This is a genomic window from Pararobbsia silviterrae (genome assembly GCF_003628125.1).
Lineage (GTDB): Bacteria > Pseudomonadota > Gammaproteobacteria > Burkholderiales > Burkholderiaceae > Pararobbsia > Pararobbsia silviterrae.
Genome location: NZ_RBZU01000001.1, coordinates 480,052 through 500,489, shown reverse-complemented (window position 1 = coordinate 500,489; position 20,438 = coordinate 480,052). Strand labels below are relative to the sequence as shown.

Here is a 20,438-nt window from a genome sequence, read left to right as displayed (position 1 = left end):
CGCAGCGTGCCGCGTCGCAGTCGGCGCGAGCCGTGTTCGTCATGCAGGCACGCTCACCGAGACGCGTCACGCGTTCATTCGAAGCCGGTCACGCATCGCAATACGCGTCGATACGCGTCACACCACGCCGGCCTCGTGCGCCTGCACATCGGCGTGGTAGCTCGAACGCACCATCGCGCCGACGGCCGCATGCTCGAAGCCCATCTCGTAGGCCGCCGTTTCGTAACGCTTGAACGTGTCCGGATGCACGTACTCGCGAACGGGCAAATGATGCTCGGACGGCTGCAGATATTGGCCGATCGTCAGCATGTCGACGTCGTGCGCACGCAGATCGCGCATGACCTGCAGGATTTCCTCCTCGGTCTCGCCGAGACCGACCATCAGGCCGGACTTCGTCGCGACATGCGGATGCGCGGCCTTGAAGTTCTTGAGCAGCATCAACGAGTGGTGATAATCCGAACCCGGGCGCGCTTCCTTGTACAGGCGCGGCACCGTTTCGAGGTTGTGGTTCATCACGTCGGGCGGTGCGGCATTGAGGATCTCGAGCGCGCGGTCCATGCGGCCGCGGAAGTCCGGCGTCAGGATCTCGATGCGCGTCTGCGGCGACAACGCGCGCGTACGCTCGATGCAGGCGACAAAGTGCGCCGCGCCGCCGTCGCGCAGGTCGTCGCGGTCCACGCTCGTGATCACGACGTACTTGAGCCTGAGCGCGGCGATCGTGCGCGCGAGGTTCTCGGGCTCGTTCGGATCGAGCGGATCGGGACGGCCGTGACCCACGTCGCAGAACGGGCAGCGCCGCGTGCACTTGTCGCCCATGATCATGAACGTCGCCGTGCCCTTGCCGAAGCATTCGCCGATATTCGGGCAGCTCGCTTCTTCGCAGACGGTATGCAGGTTGTGCTCGCGCAGGATCGTCTTGATCTCGCTGAAACGCGAGTTGCCCGTGGCCGCCTTGACGCGAATCCAGTCGGGCTTCTTGAGCTTCTCGGCGGGGATGATCTTGATCGGAATCCGGGCGGTCTTGGCCTGGGACTTCTGTTTGGCCGTGGCGTCGTAGGGCGCCGGTACGGCATCCGTCGGTTCGGGGGCGGCGTTGCCGGGGGCTGCGGTTGTCATGTCGATTCCAGTTAAAGGCTCGCGCGGAATGCCTTATTCCGCTTGAGAATGGCCCGGTCGAGCGCTTCGCCGTTCCGGACTCCTCAGGCCGCGATCGCGGTCTGCCGACCGCCGATCTGCGCGATCAGGTGTTGCGCCAGTGTCTGCGCGACATCGGCCCACGTCGCCGTACTGCCGAGCGAGGCCATGTCGACCGTGCGTAGACCGGCGTACCCGCACGGATTGATATCGTCGAACGGCTGCAGATTCATCGCGACGTTCAGACTCACGCCGTGGTAGCTGCAACCGTTGCGGATCTTGAGCCCGAGGGCCGCGATCTTCGCGCCTTCGAACGGCCCGCCGTCGACGTAGATCCCCGGCGCGCCCGCCTTGCGGACACCCGCGAGATTATACGCCGCGAGCGTATCGATCACGGCCTGCTCGATCCGCGTGACGAGCTCGCGGACCATGAGCTTGCGACGCCGCAAATCGAACATCAGATAGCCGACGACCTGGCCGGGACCGTGATACGTGATCTGCCCGCCGCGATCGACGCGTACGAGCGGTATCCCCGACGCCTCGGCCAGCAAATGCGCGGGGTCGCCGGCCTGGCCGAGCGTATAAACGGGCGGATGTTCGACGAGCCAGATTTCGTCGCGCGTCTCGGCGCTCCGCGCCTCGGTAAACGCACGCATCGCGTCGAAGCTCACCGCGTAGGTTTCGATGCCGCGCCAGACGACGTCGACGGGCGGCGCATCGAGGCGCTCGGCGGACGACGGGAGCGGCACTGCGGGCGCGTCGGCGGCGCCGTGCGGATGCGTCGAGGGAGGCGAAGCCGGAACGTCCGTGGCGCCGGTGCGGCCGGCAACGTCCACAGACGAAACCCGGGCGTCGGCCGGATCGATCCGGCGGTCTGCGCCCGAGGCGAGAGTATTGAGAGACAGGTCGTCCATGATTGGACGTAGTGTAATCAATTCCGCCGAGCCTCACCGGCTCGCGCCGCGCGGCGCACGCGGCGAGGCGAGGCGACGCGGCCCGATGATTCGACGGTGCGCGAGCAGCCTCGCGATACTCGGGTCTCGCGGAAGGCGCGGCGAGTCGCATCGCCTCGGGCCGCCGCTCGAATTTAGCCGATCCGAAGTCCCAGCACGCCGCGCGGCGTCCAGGCGCGCAGCCGCTGCCAGACGCCGACGCCCCAATCGGCGACACGGCTGCCGGTGCCCGCCGCCAGCGTGAACACAAGCTGCGTCGCACGCTCGCCGTCGACGCTGATCCAGAGCGTTTCGTGCGGCCGCAAGCTCAACGACTCGCCGTCATGAACGAAATAGTCGACCGCCTCGTTGCTTCGCGTAAGCCAGACACGCTCGCCCGTCACCGCGAGCGCCAGCCCGCGCCGGACACGCACACCGACGCGCTCGCCGGGCTGCAGATCAAATGCCACTGTTGAGAAAATTTCCTTCATGATGAGCTCCCGAATCATTGCGAGAAGACATGAAGCTCATGATAGAAGCGATACTGGATTATTCTTAACGAGATATTTTGGCGTGAATTGTGAGAAAAATTCACATGACGATGTTTTCTAACCGAATCCGTGAGCCGCGCTAACCGATCCCGCTTGCGGGCGAACCGCGGGCCGAGCCGAGCCGAGCCGAGCCGAGCCGAGCCGAGCCGAGCCGGGCCGGGCCGGGCCGGGCCGGGCCGGGCCGGGCCGGGCCGGGCCGAGCTGAGCTGAGCCGACTGGACCGGAGACGCAACGCAACGCGATCTGATCCGATCCACCGTAACGCGGCACGACCCAAGACTGCGATTCACACGACGTTCCGATTGCCATGGCCACTTCACCTCGCCGACTTCCGAATCTCAATGCACTGCGCGCATTCGAGGCCGCGGCGCGGCACGAAAGCTTCTCGGCCGCGGCCGAGGAGTTGTTCGTCACGCATAGCGCGATCAGCCACCAGATCCGCGCGCTGGAAACCGAACTCGGCGCGACGCTGTTCCAGCGCTCGGGGCGCCGCGTCGCGCTGACCGAAATCGGGCAGGCGTATGCACGTCAGGTTTCCGCGGCGTTCGCGAACATCGCCGCCGCGACCGCGAGCATCGTGCGCGACCACAAGACACCGCGTCTCGTCCTGTCGACCATCCCGTCGTTCGCCGCACGCTGGCTTGCACCGCGTCTCGGCCGTTTCATCCTCGCGAACCCCGAGATCGATCTCGAACTCCGCTCGACGACCGATATCGTGGATCTCGAACATGCGGACGTCGACGTCGCGATTCGATTCGGTACGGGCCCGTATCCGGATCTCCATGTCGAACCGCTGATGTCCGAGACGTTCCTCGTCGCCTGCAGCCCGACGTTCAACGGCGGCGTGTTTCCGCGTACGCCCGCCGAGCTGCCGAGCTTCACGTTGCTGCGTTCCGACTACGAACACTGGCGGCTTTGGTTCGACGCAGCCGGCCTCGACGGCATCCAGACGCCCGTGCGCGGCGCGATTTACGAGGATTCGTCGCTGCTTATCGAAGGCGCCGTCGAGGGACTCGGCATCGCGATGGTCCGTTCGTCGCTGGCGGCCGATGCGCTTGCGACCGGACGGCTCGTCCCGTTGTTTCCCGAGATCGTCGCGCCGTCGCCGTGGCGCTACTGGGTCGTCTCGTCGAAAGCGAATGCCGAGCGCACACCGGTTGCGCGATTTCGCGAATGGGTCGTCGCCGAGGCCCGGACATTCATGGCCGCGCAGCCCGGACAACCCGCCGCCTCGCTGCCGTTCGCGCCCGAGACGGCGTCGCTTCATGCGGTCTTGGGGCAATCGGAGGTTCAGGAGCGATCAACGGCGGCGCCACCCGCGCCCCATAGCGGATCATCGGAACACGTTTCTCCGCGCGGACACGGCCGCCTCAGAACGACAGGTCTCAAGTCATTCCCGCCCTTGGGTCAAGGCGAGAAGACACCGACCGATCGCACGACGACGCGCAATCAGCCGCGCAAAAAGAAACAGGCGCTCGAATAAACGGAGCGCCTGTTGGCTATGACTCGTCGGCCATCGCTGATCACTACGGATCCGTTGTCGTTGGGTCATTGGGTCGTTGGGTCGTTGGGTCGGTTGGCCGTTTGGCCGCTTGGCCGCTTGGCCGCTTGGCCGCTTGGCTGCACGATCATCAGGCTTTTGAGCTTTTGAGCCGGTGGGGCGTCGGATCGTTGGGCCAGCCGCGTTGCCGGTCACCTCGGGCCGACCGGCCCTCCCGTATCGGATGCGACCCGAGCCGCCGGCCGGGCCTCCTACGACACCCGCGATCGAGATCGCGCATTCGACGCGCAATCTCCACCGCGGCCGCTTACATCACCACCGACACCATCGGGTGCGACGACAACGCGCGATAGATGTCGTCGAGCTGCGCGCGGTTCAGCGCACGCACGGTGCATGTCAGCCCCGTGTAGTTGCCGCCGCTCGACGGGCGAGTTTCGACGCAGCCGCTGTGGAATGCATCGTCGTACCGCTGAATCACGAGAACGATCGTCTCGGCGAATTCGGGGTGTGACTTGCCCATGACCTTGATCGGAAAGTCACACGGAAACTCGAACAGCGAGTCGTCAGTGGGAATAGCAGTCATCTCGAATCCTCTCGTGCAGACAGTCGCGCGGTTTCACGCGCGGTTAAGCGATAGATGCGCCGTTCAATACGCGCCGATAACGACGTGCCGACAAATACGTGCCAATCAACGCACGCACACACGTATCGATATATACGCCGCATTGACGGGCCTGGCATCGCGCACCGGCTACGATCCGTCGGACCGGACACCATGACGTCCCGGAACGCGACACCTCGCATGGACCATGCCGGCATGGCGCATCGTGCCGCCGCGCGTGACGTCCCGTACGGCGCTCCGTGCCAGGTCAGTCCCGGCATCGGCCGGGCTTTCATCGGACAGATATGGGTGTCGATCCCCAATTCTTCAAGGGGCAGAAACGCAGGTCGGCGTTGTGGCGCACTGATCGCGTGGCGCCGCAATCGACATGCCATCGGCCGTATCCGAACCGCACCCGGCCGCCGTTCAGCCAGCATGCCCGTCTTGAGGATCACCGATAGCGGTCGCCTGCGCCGCGACACACGCGCCGAAGCCGCTCACCCGCTCCACGACGCGCACGTCGAAGCCGGTCGCCCGCGCCGCGACACACGCATCGACGCTGGTCGCCCGTGCCGCACACGCGCGCCGAAACCCGGCGCGCGCAGTCCGCGCTTATTTCTTGTGGAACGTCAGCATGACCGAGTCCCAGAGGCGGCCGAGAATGCCGGCCTGCGGGACCGCTTCGAGCGCGACGAGCGGATAGGACGTGACGTCCTTGCCGTCGGCCTGGACCTTGACCGTGCCGACCGCCTGTCCGACCGCGAGCGGCGCGAGCAGCGGCGTGGTGTACGACACGACCGGCTTGAGCTTGTCGGCCGAGCCCTTCGGCACCGTGATCAATTGATCGAGGTTCACGCCGAGCTTGACCGTCGATTGCGTGCCCTTATAGATGCGCGCGGTATCGATGACCTGACCCGGCTTGTAGTAGCGCACCGCGTCATACGCCGAATACCCATAGTTGAGCATCTTGAGGCTGTCCTGCACGCGATCCGATTCCTTGGGCTCCCCCATCATCACGACGACGAGCCGGCGCGCGATATCGGGCGACGACGGCAACGGACGCTTCGACGTCGCGATCAGGCAGTAGCCCGCCGCCTGCGTATGACCCGTCTTGAGGCCGTCGACCGTCGAATCGATCCAGAGCAGACGATTGCGGTTCGGCTGCTTGATGTTGTTGTACTTGAATTCCTTGATCGAGAAGATCGCGTAGTAGTCGGGGAAATCGCGAATCAGACGCGTCGACAGGATCCCGAGATCGCCGGCGCTCGTGTAGTGATTCGGATCGGGCATCCCGTTGACGTCCGCATAGTGCGTATGCGTCATGCCGAGCTTTTGCGCCTCGGCATTCATCATCGTCACGAAATTGCTCTCGCTGCCGCCGACGAGTTCGGCGAGCGCGATCGCCGCGTCGTTGCCCGACTGGATGATCATGCCGTAGACGAGGTCGTGCACGGTCACGGGCTTGTTCGCCTCGATGAACATCCGCGATTCGTCGTTGCCGACGCGTCGCACCGCTTCGCTCGGCACGACCGTCTGATCCATCGAGATCTTCTTCGTCTTCAACGCATCGAAGACGAGATACGCGGTCATGAGCTTGGTCAGCGACGCGGGCTCGACGCGCTCGTCCGAATTGCCCGAAGCGAGCATCTGGTTGCTCGTCGCATCGATGAGGACCCACGAGCGCGCGGTCACCTCGGGCGGCGGCACTTGCGCATGCGCGACTTCGGCGCACACCGGCGACAGCAGGGTCAGAGCAAGCGCGGCGGCGCGAACGGCACGCGAAGACGCCTCGAAAGGCGTCGTGATACGAAGGGCAGTCAAGCGCATAGGTCGGTAAGCTGAATTACGGAAAGTCGGGAATCTCAAGAACGCGGGCCAACATCGCCCGCGGTCGCTTGATTCCGGCGAGCGGTCCGGAACCCCGCAGACGAGACGACATGCAGCGTGAACACGTCGGCTGACTCGCTTGGCACCGCGAAGTTCACCGTCGAGGACGGCGTTGCGCGCTGCTTCATCCCATCAACCCGCCTTCACGGCGCACGGCATCGACACAGGTCGTGCAGCATTTCGGGATGACGCATCGGCACGGCCGCCGCGTCATCGCGAAGTCTGCAGGATTATACGCGCCACGCCTCGGTGATTACGCGACGCAGGATGTGAAGTTTGCGGTGAAAAAAGTGCTCGGCGCCCGGAATCACGATGACCGGCAATTCCTGCGGCGCGGCCCAGTCGTAGACCGACTGGATCGGCACCGTGTCGTCCTCGTTGCCGTGAATGACGATCGTGTCCTGCGGCACGTTCGCGACCTGCCAGTTGCTCGCGGCCGTGCCGACGAACACGAGCCGCTGCGCGGGCGTCCCTGCCTGCGCGAGCCGCTCGGCGACATGCGAGAGCACGAACGTGCCGAATGAAAATCCCGCAAGCACGAACGGCCGGCCCTCCGCGCCATGGATCTCGCGCAAATGGGTCCAGACCGCGAGGAGATCGTCCTGCTCGCCGCGGCCCTCGTCGTGCACGCCCTCGGTCTGCCCGACGCCGCGGAAATTCGAGCGCATGACGACGTAGTCGAGCCCGACGAGCGTGCGCGCAAGCGTCTGCGCGACCTTGTTGTCCATCGTCCCGCCGAACAGCGGATGCGGGTGCGCGACGAGCGCGAGGCCGCGCGGCGCGGCGCCGTGCTCGCGCATCGCATCGGGCAGATCGAGCGCGACCTCGATCTTGCCGACCGGGCCGTCGATCAAATACTTCTGCGTGTACGCGTTCATGCCGGCCTTACCCCGCCGGCTTCGTATCGGGCTTGTCGATCAGCAGGCGCTCGACGATCTTGCCGCCGGCGAGATGCGATTCGACGATCTCGTCGATGTCGGTCTCGTCGACATACGTGTACCAGGTGCCCTGCGGGTAGATCACGATGACCGGCCCTTCCTCGCATCGGTCGAGGCAGCCGGCCTTGTTGATCCGAACCTTGCCGGGGCCCGCGAGGCCGGCTTGCTTGACGCGCTTCTTCGCGTACTCCTGCATCTTCTCGGACCCGCAGTTCGCGCAGCTCGGACGATCGCCGGGGTCGCGCCGGTTCAGGCAGAAGAAGACGTGATGCTCAAAATACGGGGTCATGATCGATCGCAATGAAATTACGGATTCTGGGTCGAGAGCCAGCGGATAACCTGGCCGATGACAGCGTCGCTCGCGCTCGCGAGCGCTTGCGCGCCGCCCTCGGCGTCGGGCGACGGCGCGGGCGATGTCGAGATGAAGGTCTGCTGCGCGATCAACGCGCTGCCGTGCAGGATCGTCGCGCGCACGCGCACGCGGCCTTCGCTCGATCCGGGTTTGTCGAACACCTGCGCGAATTCGTCGAGTTCGAGTTTGAGCACGGGCACGGACGGACCGCCGTCGCTCGTGTCGAGCACATGGCCCTGGCGCGCGATCCGGTCGCGCAGCCGCTCGGTCAACAATTGCGGCGGCGGCATCGTCCAGCGGCTCGTCGCATAGACGTGAGGCTGACGATCGTCCGCGTAGCTGAGCCGGTATTGGAACGCATCCGTACTCAACGCCGACGGCGCCGACACGGCCGCGACGCGAATCGGCGTCGACAGCGACACGGCGTTCGCCGCCGCCTCGGGCGGCGAACCGAAGTCGAAGCGCGCGAGCGGCGCGCTCGCGGCATGGCCGCCGACGGAGCAGCCCGCGACGAGCGTGAGCGCGGCGCAAGCCAGCAAGGCCGCGGCGAAGGCGGGGCGCGAGAGCGCGAGAATCGGGCGTCGCATGGTCGATGTTCCTGTGATCGTTTAGTGAGTGCCCGCGGGCGCCGCCGCGGCCGGCCAATTGAAGCCCGCCTCGCCGGGGCCGGGCTCGGGCTCGGGCTGACCGAACAACAGGCCGCGCGGATTGCTCGAGATCGAATCCGCCGCGCGATTGAACGATTGGGTCGCCGCGCGGATGTCGTCGGACAGCGACGCGACGCGCGGCAGCGTTTCATAGTTGAGCGTCGCGCTCATCGATTGCATCGAGTCGCTGAGTTGCGTGACCGCCGCACCGGTTCGGCTCGCGGCATCGCCGATCTTGTTGAGGTTCGTCATCAACGGACCGCTCGGGCTGTTCATCGTGCCGATGAGCTGATGCACCGAATCGAGCGTGCCGTTGAGCTTCGCGACCGTCTCGGGCAGCTTCGCCACGGCCGGGTTCGCATTCTTCGCGATCGTCGCGACCCCGTCGGCTGCGTGCTGAACGCTTTGCAGCGTATGGATGAGTTGCTCGCGCGTCTGGTCGTTGAGCATGTGGTTGAGCGACACCGTGACCTGCTCCATCTGCTTGATCATCTCCGCGCCGCGCTTCTGGATATCGTCGAGCAAGCCCGGACGCAGCGTCAGTTGCGCGATGTGGTCCTCGGACGACTGCAACGGCGTCGGATCGTCGCCCGAGTCGTCGAGCTGGATGAAGCCGAGCCCGGTCACCCCTTGGTAGCCGAGCGTCGCAAACGTCCCATGCGTCATCGGCGTATCGGGATTGACGGCGATATGGACCACGATGACGCCCGGCGACTTCGGATCGAATTCGATCGTGCGGACCCGGCCGACCGCGATGCCGCGATACCGGACGATCGAATCGGGATTGAGGCCCGTGACGTTCGTCTTGGCGATAAGGTCGTACGGCACGCGGACCGCGCGATCGTGGTTGAACCACGCGATCACGAGGATGGCCACGGCGAGCAACCCCAATGTGAATGCGCCAGCCCAGAATGCGTGTGACTTGTTTTCCATGATGTCCTGTCTCCCCTAGCGCGCGATATCGGCCGGCACCGGCTCCATCGCGGCCTCGGGCAATTGCGCGCGCCGGTGCGCGGGCAGCGCCTGCAACGCGCGCCGTCCGCGCGCGCCGAGAAAATACTCTTGAATGAACGGATGATCGACACACGCGACCTGTTCGAGCGGCGCGTTCACGATGACCTTGCGGTCGGCGAGCACCGCGACGCGCGTCGACAGCGACGTCATCGTGTCGAGATCGTGCGTGACCATGACGACGGTCAGATCGAGCGCGCGACGCAAACCCGCGATGAGCTCGACGAATTCCTCCGATGCCTGCGGGTCGAGACCGGCCGTCGGCTCATCGAGAAACAGCAGTTCGGGTTCGAGCGCGATCGCGCGCGCGATGCCGACGCGCTTGATCATGCCGCCCGATAACGCGGCGGGCATCTTCTGGGCATGGCGCGTCGAGAGCCCGACCATCTCGATCTTGAGCATCACGAGATCATGGAGCAGGTCCGGCGGCACGTGTCCGAGTTCGCGAATCGGCTGCGCGATGTTGTCGAAGACGGACATCGCCGAAAACAGCGCGCCGCGCTGGAACAACATGCCCGAGCGCGCGCGGATCAGGCGCGCGTCGCGTTCCGAGAGTTTCGACAGATCCTGGCCCAGCACGCGGATCGTGCCCGCGGTCGGACTCTCGAGACCGAGGATCTGGCGCACGAGCGTCGTCTTGCCGGCACCCGACCCGCCGACGAGCGAAATCACTTCGCCGTGCCGGACCTCGAAATCGAGGTCTTCGTGGACGATCGCCGGGCCGTAGCGTTTGAGCAGGCCCCGGACTTCGATCGCGGGGGGCGCGGCGTTCGCGCCGTATGTCGGCAGGCTGTTCATCGGAGCCCCACGCGCTGGAACATGATGGCGAACACGGCATCGGCCAGAATCACGACCGTAATCGACGCGACGACAGATGACGTCGTGCCCTCGCCGAGGCTTTGCGAATTGGGCTTGATCCTGAAACCGAAGTGGCATCCGGTCAGCGCGATGAGCATGCCGAACACGACGCCCTTGAGCAGACCGATCCAGACGTTGCGGATCGGTACGACGTTCGGCAACTGATGCACGAACAGCGTCATGTCGATGTCGAGCGCGAAGTGCGCGGCCATCGCGCCGCCGAGCAAGGCGATGATGTCGGTCCAGAGCACCAGCAGCGGCATCGCGATCGCCAGCGCGATGACACGCGGGAACACGAGCCGCAGGCTGTGCGGGATGCCCATGACCTGCATCGCGTCGAGTTCCTCGGTCACGCGCATGACGCCGATCTGCGCGGTGATCGCCGAGCCCGAGCGGCCCGCGACGAGAATCGCCGCGAGCACGGGACCGAGTTCGCGGATGATCGTGAGGCCGAGCACGTTGACGATATACGTGCTCGCGCCGAACATGCGCAGTTGCTGCGACGACAGATAGCTGAGCACGATGCCGATCAGGAACCCGACGAGCGCCGTGATCGGCAGCGCGCGCGCGCCCGCGCTGAAGACATTCGCCGAGACGTCGCTCAAGGGAAAACGGCGCGCGCCGCGCAGCACGTGGAAAGCATCGACGATCACGCTGCCGAACAGGATGATGCCTTCGGTCATGTGATGCAGGAACCGGAAGATCGCAAAGCCGAGCGCGGTCGCGATATCGATGCGCTCGGGTTTGTCGGGCTTCTCGTACTGGGCGTCGAGCGCGGCGATGCGGTCGAAGATCTGGCGCTGCATGTCCGTGAGCCGCACGGCCGCGGGCCATTGCCTGCCCCAGACGCGCCACAGCGCCTGTCCGCCCGAATGGTCGAGCCGCTCGATGCCCGAGAGGTCCCATTCGTGAGCATGTACATGAGTCAATTGCCGGATCTTGCGGCCCACGCCGCCCTTTTGCTCGTCGAGCGCGAGCGCGAGCGCCGTCCACTGGCCGGACAGGCGCACGATCGGGCCGTGGTCGCCCGTATCGATCTGCAGTTGTGGAGGCGTATCGAAATCCAAGACAGTCGCAAGGGAAGCGTTTAATAGGACGATGCTCGCGGCATTGTATCGGACCGCTTTCATGACGCAATTGACGAACACATGGATCGAGCACCCGACCCGGTACGCCATGCACAGGCGTGTTGCGCAGCGGTCGCTACAATATGCGCACGAATCGTACCGGTCGGCGCTTGCAGGGATCAAGAATCACAAAAAAGACGGGACGCGAGGCGACGAAGGCGACGAAGGCGGCGATGACCGGGCGACGCATCCGGGCAGCACCGTCTCGCGGCGCGCGAGGGGCGGCGACGTGCCGGCGGTGAAACCGGACTTACGTGGTTCCGTGACCCGGAGCACCGCTGCTTCGGTTCTTCGGTTCTTCGGTTCTTCGGTTCTTCGGTTCTTCGGTTCTTCGGCGCATCCGACATACACGGCGCCACGACGTGCGACGCGCCACGCTGACTTTTTGATGGATTACCGCTAGATGACTGCTGTTGTTCAGGACACGACGCCCACTCCCGATTCTCATCGCGCGATCGACCGCGCGCGGCTCGACGCCCAGCTATCTCCGCGCGCGCGCGCCTGGTCGATCGAGGTCGTGGAGCGCACGACCTCGACCAATGCGGACTTGCTCGACGCGTTCCGCCACGCACGGTCCGCGCCGGCAACGCATGACGATCAGACGGGACTCGCCGGCGCACGCGTGAAAGTCGCCTATGAGCAGACTGCCGGCCGCGGGCGGCGCGGGCGCGCGTGGATCGCGGAACCCGGGGACGCGCTGTTGTTCTCGGTCGGCGGCTGGCTTCCGCGCGGCATCGACGGTCTCGGCGGACTCAGTCTCGCGGTCGGACTCGCGGTCCATGACGCGATCCGCGCACTGCCCGTCGACGCCTCGCGCGTCGCGCTCAAATGGCCGAACGACGTGCTCGTCGACGGCGCGAAGGTGTCCGGCATCCTGATCGAGACCGCCGGTGGGACGCGCGGGGCGACCGCGCTCGTCGTCGGAATCGGCATCAATCTGCGCGGGGCCGCGACGATTGCGCGCGATATTCAGCGCGCGGCGGCGGCACGTTCGGAAAGCGATGCGGCGAATCGGGGCGCCGATGCGACCGCCGCTGTGAACTCGGGCGTCGCTGATACCGCGGTGGCCAATGTCGGTGTGCATGCGGGCTCAGGCTCAGGCTCGGGTGCGGGTGCGGGTGCGGGGGCGGGGGCGGGGGCGGATGTCGGTTCGAGTTCAAGCTCAGGCGCGAGCGCGGGGGCGAATGCGCGCGCAGACGCGTCACAACCCGTGGCCATGCCGCCGCCGACACCCCCGACCGCGCTCGATGCCATCTGGTCCGATCCGTCGATGACGGATCTGCTTGCACGGCTTCTCGATGCGCTCGCGCGGACGTTCGAGACCTTCGGCGCTCACGGCTTCGCGCCGATGCGCGATGCATGGTGCGCGGCCGACAGTTATCGCGATCGCCCCGTCGCGCTATACGAAGGCGGTGATGCGCCGACCTCCGGCATCGGGCGCGGCGTCGACGACGTCGGCCACCTGCTGCTCGAAACCGCGGACGGCATCCGCACAATTGCGAGCGGCGACGTTTCGCTGCGTCCGGCATGAGCCGCGCCCTGCTGATCGATGCGGGCAATAGCCGCGTCAAGTGGGCCTTCGCCGAGACCGCCGCGCCGCACGCAAGGACCGCGCATGCGGAGCCGAACGCCACGCGAACGATCGCGTCGGGCGTGTTCGATCACGGTGACGAAGCCGCGCAGCGCGCAAGACTGGCAAGCCTCGGCAGACCGGCTCGGGCCGTCATTTCCAATGTCGCGGGACCCGACGCGGCAGCACGGATTCGCACACTGATCGAGCAGACATGGCCCGGCCTCGACTGCGTCTGGGTACGTCCGCGCGACCGCCAGGCCGGCGTGACGAACGGATATCTCGACCCGACCGAACTCGGCGCCGACCGCTGGTGCGGCATGATCGGCGCGCATGCCGCCTATCCGGGCGAACATCTGCTGATTGCGACGCTCGGCACGGCGACGACGTTCGAGGCCGTGCGTGCCGATGGCTTGTTTGCGGGCGGCCTTATCGCGCCCGGATGGACGCTCATGATGAACGCGCTCGGGCAACGCACCGCTCAGTTACCCACGCTCGACGCCGAGGATGCGACAAAGCTGATCCGCTCAATGGACGCCGCCGAACATCATCGCGGCGCATTCGCATGCGATACTCGCACATCGCTGAGCGAGGGCTGTCGCGCCGCCCAGACGGCATTGATCGAGTATGCGTGGCGCGAGGCCCGGATATTGTTTGACGGCGATGTGCGCTGCATTGTCGGCGGCGGCGCGGCCGACGCGGTCGGTGCCGCGCTGCGCGTCCCGTTCACGCGTCACGACGGCCTCGTGCTCGAGGGCCTGCTCTGGATCGCATGCGAGGCGGCGTCGGCGGACGCCGAGTCAGGGGATCGCGAGCCGCGTTGACAGGTCAGGCCGCGCACGTGGCGGGACTGCAAGGTCGCTCGGAGCGAGTCACGAGCCAGGACCACGCCGCGCGACGATGTTTCGCGAGCCCGTGCCGCATCGTGGACCGCGGAACAGACAGGGTCGTAGGCTCGCGGCAGCGAGCGAGGTCGAATACATAACGAAGGAGTTCAACGATGTTGCGCTGGGTGATCGCTTTCCTGCTTATCGCGAATCTCGCGGCATTCGCCGCGGTCAGCGGTGCGTTCGGTCCGCTGCCGTCCGCCGGCGAACTCGAGCCCGGCCATACGAGCAGTCAGGTCCATCCCGAACGCCTCGACGTGCAACTCGCCGGCGCGCCCGCGTCGAGCGCCGTCGTCGGTGCGCCTGTCGATGCATCGGCACCCGCCGCGAGCGCGTTGCCGGGTTCGGATGCCGCCGCGGCGTCGGCTGCATCGGCGCAGGCGAGCGAACCGGCCGCCGCCAATGCACCCGCGGCGGCAAGCGCCAACGCGACAGCCGGCGCAAGCGCCGCCACGACGGCCGCTGCGTCGAACAGCGCACCGGCGGCCGCCCCCGCTCGCGCGGCGTCGCAATCGCATTGATTCGTCCGGGCGCCGCGGCCCCTTTATCGCATGCGGAAGGTCGGGCGACATCGCCCGCGCATTTCCGTCGATACCGCCTTACTGCGCGGCCCGGACTTTCTTGAGCAGGGACGTCGTCGAGCGCTGATGCTCGAACGGAATCGCGAGCGCGCGTCCGCCCCAGCCGCGCACGAGCGCGGATTCGGGCAGCACGTCCATGTCGTAGTCGCCGCCTTTGACGAGGACGTCCGGGTGTAACGCGCCGATCAGCTCGACCGGCGTCGATTCACCGAACAACACGACCCAATCGACACTCTCGAGCGCCGCGAGCAGCGCCATCCGGTCGGCTTCGGCATTGATCGGCCGGTCGTCGCCCTTGCCGAGCGTACGGACCGACGCATCGCTGTTGACACCGACGATCAGTGTGCCGCCGAGCGCCCGCGCATCGGCGAGATACGTGACGTGCCCGCGATGCAGGATGTCGAACACGCCGTTCGTGAATACCACGGGGCCCGTGAGCGAGGCGCGAAGCGCCGCAAGCTGGTCGCGGCTGACGATCTTGCGTTCAAATGAGGCTGGCATCGGAATATTCGGAGAAGACCAACGAAAAAGCCCGTCGGCGACGGGCTTTCGACACAAGCATGACAAACCGGCCGCGGCCTCAGGCCGGTTGCTGGCTCGGCCCTTCTTCGCTACCCGCCGGCTGGAGCCGCGCGACGATTTCCTTGCGATAGCGATTGAGCTCCTGCGCCGTCGTGAACGTGCGCTCGAACAGGATCGACAGATTGTGCAGGATGCGCTCGACGACCTTCTTTTCCCAGCTGTCGTCGAACCGGATCTGCTCGTCGAGCCAATGCTCAAGCCATTCGGGATCGGGCAAACGCGATTGCACCGTGTCACGCGGGAACAGGTCGCGGTTCACGTGCAGATTCGTCGGATGCAGCGGCTTTTCCGTGCGTCGCGCCGACGCCATCAGCACGCCGATCTTCGCGAACGCCGCGCGCGCCGTGTCGCCGAAGTTCACGAGCGCCTTCTTCATGTAGCGCAGATACGCGCCGCCGTGACGCGCCTCGTCGCGCGAAATCGTCTCGTAGATATGCTTGATCACGGGCTCCGTATGCCACTCGGCTGCGCGGCGATACCAGTGATTGAGACGAATTTCGCCGCAGAAATGGAGCATCAGCGTTTCGAGCGGCGGCGCCGGATCGAACGTGAAACGCACCGCGTGCAGTTCTTCTTCGGTCGGCACGAGTTCGGGCTTGAAGCGGCGCAGGTATTCCATGAGCACGAGCGAATGCTTTTGCTCCTCGAAAAACCAGACGCTCATGAACGCCGAAAAATCGCTGTCGTGGTGGTTGTCGCGCAGGAACATCTCGGTGGCCGGCAGCGCCGCCCACTCGGTGATGGCGTTCATCTTGATCGTTTTGGCCTGCTCGTCCGACAGTTTGGATGCGTCGAAACTATCCCACGGGATGTCCTTGGCCATGTCCCATCGGACGGATTCGAGAGATTTGTACAGTTCCGGATAAAGCATCGTTTCCATGTTCCCACCCCTTTTCAGCGCCGTGCCTCGAGGCCCGCGCCAAGCGTCTGCCGCCCGGCGCGCCGCCCCAGTCAAGCGCCTGCCAACCCCCGTTCATGCAAGGCCGACCTTTGAATATTCTACGCAGCAAATGACATGACGGATGCCGCGCTCCGACGATTTCCGGCCTGCACGAGCACCGCCCCGCCCGGGTCAGATCACCCCGGTGACGAGAAATCCGCCGATTTTAGCATGCCGCGGATCCCCGACTTCCGGCGCGAACGCGGCGAGCGCCCATCGGACCCACCCCTAACGTCCGCCTACCGCGCTCAACCGCACGCCCGTGCTGTTGTCTCAGTGTAAGCGAAACGATTCGCGTTCGCGTGACGATTGACACGATTGAAGAGCATTCGGCGGGCCACGCAGTCTCGCTGCCGAGTTGTCCATCCGGCCCTCATTGCGCGATCCGATACGGGCCGGCGCGGCGACATCGCACCGCCCGGTCGTCGACGGCGCGGACACGAATAGGCAAGCATTCGCGATCCGGACCGGGCCGGCTGCATACGCGCGTGCCCGTCCGGTGGACGACTGCATGCGCCACGGCGGAACGCCTCTACGCTCAACAAAGGCGCGATGGCGCGCACGGCCAGGCGGCGCGCATCGGCATCGCCGACGCGCCCCTATCGTTCGACATCGGTATCAAGTGTGACCGTCACCGATACGTTTATCGGTGCGGTACGTCCAAACTCAGGATGACGAAGATTTCTTTGCCGCCGCCGCGGACGACGGGGTCTTCTTCGGCGCGCGCGCCGACCCGGCACGATCGGCATGCGCCGTGCGCGCGGGCTTGACGGCTGCCTTGGCGCTCGGCGCGCTCGCCGCCTTGCTCTCGGCGCGTCCGCCGTCGGATCGCGGCGCACGGCCCTCGGGGGACGCCGCCGACGACGATGCGGACTTCGAAGCCGACTTCGCCGATGCGCCCTTGGCCGCGCGTCCAGCCGGCGGCGCATCGCCATCCGCCGCGGGCTGGGCCGTCGCGACGGCCGCCGCGCCTGCCTGTGCGCTCGCCGCGGCGAGACTCGCGATCTGGTTGAACTGGGCCTGCAACAAGTTCCACCAGCCGTTCGGATCGAACGCCGCGCCCATGCCGGCCGCCGGATGGGCCTGCGCCGCTTCGTCGCCCTGGCCGGCCGCATCAGGCGAACTCGACGCGGCGCCCGCGGACGACGCGCCCTCGCCGGCAGCCGGATCACGTCGCGCGGCGTGTGCGGCCGACTCGGCGGCCTTCGTCGTTTCTCGCGTGACGGCCGCTCCGGCCTCCGCGGCGGCCGCGACCGACGACTGCGCGAATGCGCCGAACGCTCGCAACGTCGCGAGCGTCGCGCGCTGGACTTCGAGCGCCTGGATCGCCGATTGCAGCATGTTCAGATTCAGCTTGAGCCACTGCTCGACCGCCCGCATCTCCTCGATGCGCTTGTCGAGTTCCTCGACGCTCGTCAACGGCGCGACCATATCCGACATCGCCGACAGCGAAGCCCCTCCGGGCGCCATGCCGGGCATCGCGAAGGGATTGCTGCGAAACATGCCCCACATCTTCTCGAACATGTCATAACCAAACGGCGTACCCGCGGATTCAGTCATCGATACCCCCAGCGAAGATCCATGTGCGCGCGCAGGCACGAGCCCGCGCGCGGTGCTAAGCCGTGCGCTCGAGCGGAACGACCGCTTGCTCGATGGCGCCAAAAATCGACTTTCCGTTTGCATCGAACATCTCGATCCGAACGCGATCGCCGAACTGCATGTATGCGGTCTTCGGCTCGCCATGCTCGAGCGTTTCGAGCATGCGCTTTTCGGCGATGCATGCATAGCCCTTCGACCGGTCCGTATTGGAGATGGTCCCCGAGCCGAGAATCGTCCCCGCGCGCACATTGCGCGTGCGGACCACATGCGCGAGCAACTGACCGAAGTGGAACACCATGTCGGTCCCGCAGTCGGGCTGTCCGACGCGCTTGCCGTTCCAGTGAACGGTCAAGGGCCGATGCACGCGACCGTCGAGCCAGGCGTCGCCGAGTTCGTCGGGCGTCACCGCGACCGGCGAGAACGCCGTCGAGGGCTTGCTCTGGTAAAAACCGAAGCCCTTCGCCAGCTCGGCCGGAATCCGGTTGCGCAGCGACACGTCGTTGACGAGCGTCACGAGCCGCACCGCGCGCAAGGCGGCGTCCGGCGTCGTACCCATCGGCACGTCGGTCACGATCACGGCGACTTCGGCCTCGAAATCGACACCGTCGTCTTCGGACACGCAGACGATGTCGTCCTCGGGACCGCTGAGGTCGTCGCTGCCGCCCTGATAGATCAGCGGATCCGTCCAGAATTCGGGCGGCATCTCGGCACCGCGCGCCTTGCGCACTAGTTCGACGTGATTGACGTAAGCCGAGCCGTCCGCCCAGTGATATGCACGCGGCAACGGCGCCATGCAGGCATGGGCGTCGAAGTCGAACGCGTGGCGCGCGCGCCCCTGGTTCAGGCTGTCGTAGAGCGCCTCCAGTTGCGGCGCGTAGAAATTCCAGTCGTCGAGGACGCGCTGGAGTGTCGGCGCGATCGCGTCGGCGATGACCGCGTGGCGCAGATCGCGCGAGACGACGATCAATTGTCCGTCCCGGGTGTCATCCTTGAGGGTGGCCAGCTTCATCGAGTCACAGGGAACGAGTGGGAATCCCGGTATTCTACAAGTGGCGCTCACCGAAGCCGTCCGACATCGCCGGACGCGCCCGGCTCCGGCGCCGCTCCTTCGAACACCGCATGACTGCCGATATCGCCTCGCTCGCGCCCATTCATCCGCCTCGCCGACGCTGGATCCGTTGGTGCGTCGCGCTCGCCGTCGTGCTGGCCCTGCACTTCTACGCGGGCATCTGGGTGATCCGGGCCACGCGTATCGGCGAGGATCGCCCGGACCACGCGACACTCCCCGTGCAAGTCGCGCTGCTGACGCCCCAGGCCGTGACCGACAGCTCGACGCCGCACGCGCCCGCCGCATCGGAACACACGCCGTCGCCGGCCGCGCCGGGTGCGTCCGCATCCGCGCGCGGCACACCGGATGCGGGCGCGCTCGAAGGCCGGATCGGCGTGCCGGCGGCACCTGCGCATCGCGATGCGATGCCGGCGCACGCGTCCGCGACGCCCGAACCTTCACCGCCCCGATCCGCGCGTCACGCCGCTTCCGCGAGCGAGCGCGGCACGCGCGAGTCCGCCCCGATCGCTCGCGCGAAACCGCCGGCGCACACGACGCCGCCCCCATCCGACACCGAGGCGCAGACAGCGCCACCGGCCCCACCGACGCGCGCGAGCGACGCCGCCGCAACGACGCCGCCGAACATCGACACGGCCGACGCCGCCGATCGATCGACGACCGACGGATCCTCGGCCGCCCCCGCCGCCACAACGCCGCAACCGACAGCGGACGCGTCGTCGCCGGCATCCGCGACCGCGTCGCTCGGCGCGTCCGCGGCGAGCGATGCAGGCGCGGGCCCCGGTGTCGCCGCGCACGCGGCGAATGCACACGACGGCGAGAAGTTCTCGCTGCCGCCTTCGAGCGAACTCCGATATGACAGCTTCTACAACGGCGTGCAAAACCCGAGCGGCACGATTCACTGGACCACCGACGGCACGACGTACCAGATGATCGTCTCGATTCCGCTGCCGTTCGTCGGCACCTATTCGTACATCAGCGAAGGCCGTATCGACGCGTTCGGCCTGTCGCCGCTGCGCTATACGGAACAACACGGCCGTCGCGGCACGGATGTCACGACCTTCGATCGCGACGAAAACGACGGCAAGCCGCATGCGAGTTTCACGCGCGCCGCGTCGAGCGTCGATCTGCCGCCTGGCGCGCAAGACCGCTTCAGCATGTTCATGCAACTCTCAAGCCTTGTCCGAGGCAATCCGACTCGATATACGCCGGGCGTCACGCGACAGTTCTTCGTGCTCGACAACGACAGCGGCGAAACATGGCCGATCGAAACGGTCGGTGACGAAGTCGTCCGCACGTCGCAGGGCTTCGTACCGGCGCGTCATTTCACGCGTTTACCGAGACGCGAAGGCGATCGCCGCAAGATCGACGTATGGCTCGCGCAGTCGCTCGGCTGGCTGCCGATTCGATTCGTTCAGACCGAACCCGATGGGACGCAAATCGAACTGCGGTTCGCGGGTTCGATCGCGCATGACGATGCCGCTCCGACACGCGACGGGAACATGGGCGACGCGTCACGTGACGACACACACGGAACATCGGCCCCTTCGCCGTCCTCGCATGACAACGCAACACCGGAACCGGCGCATCGATAAGCCTGCGCGCGTGCGGTGATCGTTCGCATCGACGATCCGTATGGGCGCGTTGTCCGCGCATTCAAACGCGCGTCCACGC

General features: G+C 66.3%; 20 protein-coding genes and 1 pseudogene. 6 read left to right on the top strand and 15 right to left on the bottom strand.

Going from position 1 to position 20,438, the window contains the following annotated elements; translation table 11 throughout:
- Positions 1 to 117: 117 nt before the first annotated feature.
- The 3 genes from lipA to D7S86_RS02250 form a co-directional block, all read right to left on the bottom strand.
- A complete protein-coding gene (gene lipA, locus D7S86_RS02260) occupies positions 118 to 1,116 on the bottom strand; it encodes a lipoyl synthase (protein ID WP_121082897.1) in 999 nt (332 codons plus the stop codon).
- An 83-nt stretch (positions 1,117 to 1,199) separates the two neighbouring features.
- Entirely contained in the window at positions 1,200 to 1,883 is a 684-nt protein-coding gene (gene lipB, locus D7S86_RS02255) for a lipoyl(octanoyl) transferase LipB (protein ID WP_166444085.1), read from the bottom strand.
- Positions 1,884 to 2,221: 338 nt separating this feature from the next.
- Complete coding sequence (locus D7S86_RS02250) at positions 2,222 to 2,557, bottom strand: DUF2917 domain-containing protein (RefSeq protein WP_158601839.1); 336 nt, start codon at positions 2,555 to 2,557, stop codon at positions 2,222 to 2,224.
- Positions 2,558 to 2,924: 367 nt separating this feature from the next.
- On the opposite strand from D7S86_RS02250, the pseudogene gcvA reads away from it, so the two are divergent.
- A pseudogene (gene gcvA / locus D7S86_RS02240) lies at positions 2,925 to 3,851 on the top strand (transcriptional regulator GcvA); the annotation flags it as partial.
- 574 nt (positions 3,852 to 4,425) lie between these two features.
- Here gcvA and D7S86_RS02235 read toward each other — a convergent pair.
- The 8 genes from D7S86_RS02235 to D7S86_RS02200 form a co-directional block, all read right to left on the bottom strand.
- Positions 4,426 to 4,701, bottom strand: a complete 276-nt coding sequence (locus tag D7S86_RS02235; RefSeq protein ID WP_121082876.1) for a DUF493 family protein — start codon at positions 4,699 to 4,701, stop codon at positions 4,426 to 4,428.
- Positions 4,702 to 5,331: 630 nt separating this feature from the next.
- The gene (locus D7S86_RS02230) at positions 5,332 to 6,546 is read right to left on the bottom strand and encodes a D-alanyl-D-alanine carboxypeptidase family protein (protein ID WP_121082873.1); all 1,215 of its coding nucleotides are present in this window, start codon (positions 6,544 to 6,546) and stop codon (positions 5,332 to 5,334) included.
- A 290-nt stretch (positions 6,547 to 6,836) separates the two neighbouring features.
- The gene (locus D7S86_RS02225; RefSeq protein WP_121082871.1) at positions 6,837 to 7,484 is read right to left on the bottom strand and encodes an alpha/beta hydrolase; all 648 of its coding nucleotides are present in this window, start codon (positions 7,482 to 7,484) and stop codon (positions 6,837 to 6,839) included.
- 7 nt (positions 7,485 to 7,491) lie between these two features.
- Positions 7,492 to 7,833: a (2Fe-2S) ferredoxin domain-containing protein gene (locus D7S86_RS02220; RefSeq protein WP_121082866.1), complete on the bottom strand. Its 342-nt coding sequence runs from the start codon at positions 7,831 to 7,833 to the stop codon at positions 7,492 to 7,494.
- Between the two features lie 17 nt (positions 7,834 to 7,850).
- On the bottom strand, positions 7,851 to 8,483 hold the full coding sequence (locus tag D7S86_RS02215) for an ABC-type transport auxiliary lipoprotein family protein (RefSeq protein WP_121082863.1): 633 nt from the start codon (positions 8,481 to 8,483) through the stop codon (positions 7,851 to 7,853).
- A 21-nt stretch (positions 8,484 to 8,504) separates the two neighbouring features.
- Positions 8,505 to 9,476 carry an MlaD family protein gene (locus tag D7S86_RS02210; RefSeq protein WP_121082861.1) on the bottom strand — a complete coding sequence of 324 codons (972 nt, stop codon included), beginning with the start codon at positions 9,474 to 9,476 and terminating at the stop codon, positions 8,505 to 8,507.
- Between the two features lie 15 nt (positions 9,477 to 9,491).
- Complete coding sequence (locus tag D7S86_RS02205; RefSeq protein ID WP_121082858.1) at positions 9,492 to 10,352, bottom strand: ABC transporter ATP-binding protein; 861 nt, start codon at positions 10,350 to 10,352, stop codon at positions 9,492 to 9,494.
- Positions 10,349 to 11,479 (bottom strand): MlaE family ABC transporter permease, encoded by a 1,131-nt coding sequence (locus D7S86_RS02200; protein WP_121082855.1) that lies wholly within the window; start codon positions 11,477 to 11,479, stop codon positions 10,349 to 10,351. The genes D7S86_RS02205 and D7S86_RS02200 overlap by 4 nt, the downstream gene beginning before the upstream one ends.
- Positions 11,480 to 11,540: 61 nt before the next feature.
- Between D7S86_RS02200 and D7S86_RS02195 the strand changes: the two genes are divergently transcribed.
- The 4 genes from D7S86_RS02195 to D7S86_RS29885 all read left to right on the top strand — a co-directional run bounded on the left by D7S86_RS02195 (position 11,541) and on the right by D7S86_RS29885 (position 14,517).
- Positions 11,541 to 11,942, top strand: coding sequence for a hypothetical protein (locus tag D7S86_RS02195; RefSeq protein WP_147432200.1), 402 nt, complete (start codon positions 11,541 to 11,543; stop codon positions 11,940 to 11,942).
- The gene (locus D7S86_RS02190; RefSeq protein ID WP_121082849.1) at positions 11,943 to 13,070 is read left to right on the top strand and encodes a biotin--[acetyl-CoA-carboxylase] ligase; all 1,128 of its coding nucleotides are present in this window, start codon (positions 11,943 to 11,945) and stop codon (positions 13,068 to 13,070) included.
- Positions 13,067 to 13,933, top strand: a complete 867-nt coding sequence (locus tag D7S86_RS02185) for a type III pantothenate kinase (RefSeq protein ID WP_121082846.1) — start codon at positions 13,067 to 13,069, stop codon at positions 13,931 to 13,933. The genes D7S86_RS02190 and D7S86_RS02185 overlap by 4 nt, the downstream gene beginning before the upstream one ends.
- Before the next feature lie 176 nt (positions 13,934 to 14,109).
- Positions 14,110 to 14,517, top strand: coding sequence for a hypothetical protein (locus tag D7S86_RS29885; RefSeq protein WP_121082843.1), 408 nt, complete (start codon positions 14,110 to 14,112; stop codon positions 14,515 to 14,517).
- Positions 14,518 to 14,595: 78 nt separating this feature from the next.
- Here the strand turns inward: D7S86_RS29885 and rfaE2 are convergent, their stop codons facing one another.
- The 4 genes from rfaE2 to D7S86_RS02160 form a co-directional block, all read right to left on the bottom strand.
- Positions 14,596 to 15,078: a D-glycero-beta-D-manno-heptose 1-phosphate adenylyltransferase gene (rfaE2, locus tag D7S86_RS02175; RefSeq protein WP_121082841.1), complete on the bottom strand. Its 483-nt coding sequence runs from the start codon at positions 15,076 to 15,078 to the stop codon at positions 14,596 to 14,598.
- A 79-nt stretch (positions 15,079 to 15,157) separates the two neighbouring features.
- A complete protein-coding gene (locus D7S86_RS02170; protein WP_121082838.1) occupies positions 15,158 to 16,039 on the bottom strand; it encodes a ferritin family protein in 882 nt (293 codons plus the stop codon).
- A 726-nt stretch (positions 16,040 to 16,765) separates the two neighbouring features.
- Entirely contained in the window at positions 16,766 to 17,659 is an 894-nt protein-coding gene (locus tag D7S86_RS02165) for a PhaM family polyhydroxyalkanoate granule multifunctional regulatory protein (protein WP_121082836.1), read from the bottom strand.
- A 55-nt stretch (positions 17,660 to 17,714) separates the two neighbouring features.
- Positions 17,715 to 18,707 (bottom strand): fumarylacetoacetate hydrolase family protein, encoded by a 993-nt coding sequence (locus tag D7S86_RS02160; RefSeq protein ID WP_121082834.1) that lies wholly within the window; start codon positions 18,705 to 18,707, stop codon positions 17,715 to 17,717.
- Positions 18,708 to 18,817: 110 nt separating this feature from the next.
- Between D7S86_RS02160 and D7S86_RS02155 the strand changes: the two genes are divergently transcribed.
- The gene (locus D7S86_RS02155; protein ID WP_240647959.1) at positions 18,818 to 20,359 is read left to right on the top strand and encodes a DUF3108 domain-containing protein; all 1,542 of its coding nucleotides are present in this window, start codon (positions 18,818 to 18,820) and stop codon (positions 20,357 to 20,359) included.
- Positions 20,360 to 20,438 lie beyond the last annotated feature (79 nt).

Bases quoted from the DNA above. Each gene is read 5' to 3' on its own strand.
- D7S86_RS29885 (WP_121082843.1), top strand. From the start codon at position 14,110: ATGTTGCGCTGGGTGATCGCTTTCCTGCTTATCGCGAATCTCGCGGCA.
- D7S86_RS02250 (WP_158601839.1), bottom strand. From the start codon at position 2,557: ATGAAGGAAATTTTCTCAACAGTGGCATTTGATCTGCAGCCCGGCGAG.
- D7S86_RS02195 (WP_147432200.1), top strand. From the start codon at position 11,541: ATGACGCAATTGACGAACACATGGATCGAGCACCCGACCCGGTACGCC.
- D7S86_RS02185 (WP_121082846.1), top strand. From the start codon at position 13,067: ATGAGCCGCGCCCTGCTGATCGATGCGGGCAATAGCCGCGTCAAGTGG.
- D7S86_RS02220 (WP_121082866.1), bottom strand. From the start codon at position 7,833: ATGACCCCGTATTTTGAGCATCACGTCTTCTTCTGCCTGAACCGGCGC.
- D7S86_RS02165 (WP_121082836.1), bottom strand. From the start codon at position 17,659: ATGACTGAATCCGCGGGTACGCCGTTTGGTTATGACATGTTCGAGAAG.
- lipA (WP_121082897.1), bottom strand. From the start codon at position 1,116: ATGACAACCGCAGCCCCCGGCAACGCCGCCCCCGAACCGACGGATGCC.
- D7S86_RS02235 (WP_121082876.1), bottom strand. From the start codon at position 4,701: ATGACTGCTATTCCCACTGACGACTCGCTGTTCGAGTTTCCGTGTGAC.
- D7S86_RS02160 (WP_121082834.1), bottom strand. From the start codon at position 18,707: ATGAAGCTGGCCACCCTCAAGGATGACACCCGGGACGGACAATTGATC.
- D7S86_RS02215 (WP_121082863.1), bottom strand. From the start codon at position 8,483: ATGCGACGCCCGATTCTCGCGCTCTCGCGCCCCGCCTTCGCCGCGGCC.
- D7S86_RS02210 (WP_121082861.1), bottom strand. From the start codon at position 9,476: ATGGAAAACAAGTCACACGCATTCTGGGCTGGCGCATTCACATTGGGG.
- D7S86_RS02205 (WP_121082858.1), bottom strand. From the start codon at position 10,352: ATGAACAGCCTGCCGACATACGGCGCGAACGCCGCGCCCCCCGCGATC.
- D7S86_RS02170 (WP_121082838.1), bottom strand. From the start codon at position 16,039: ATGGAAACGATGCTTTATCCGGAACTGTACAAATCTCTCGAATCCGTC.
- D7S86_RS02190 (WP_121082849.1), top strand. From the start codon at position 11,943: ATGACTGCTGTTGTTCAGGACACGACGCCCACTCCCGATTCTCATCGC.
- D7S86_RS02225 (WP_121082871.1), bottom strand. From the start codon at position 7,484: ATGAACGCGTACACGCAGAAGTATTTGATCGACGGCCCGGTCGGCAAG.
- rfaE2 (WP_121082841.1), bottom strand. From the start codon at position 15,078: ATGCCAGCCTCATTTGAACGCAAGATCGTCAGCCGCGACCAGCTTGCG.
- D7S86_RS02230 (WP_121082873.1), bottom strand. From the start codon at position 6,546: ATGCGCTTGACTGCCCTTCGTATCACGACGCCTTTCGAGGCGTCTTCG.
- D7S86_RS02155 (WP_240647959.1), top strand. From the start codon at position 18,818: ATGACTGCCGATATCGCCTCGCTCGCGCCCATTCATCCGCCTCGCCGA.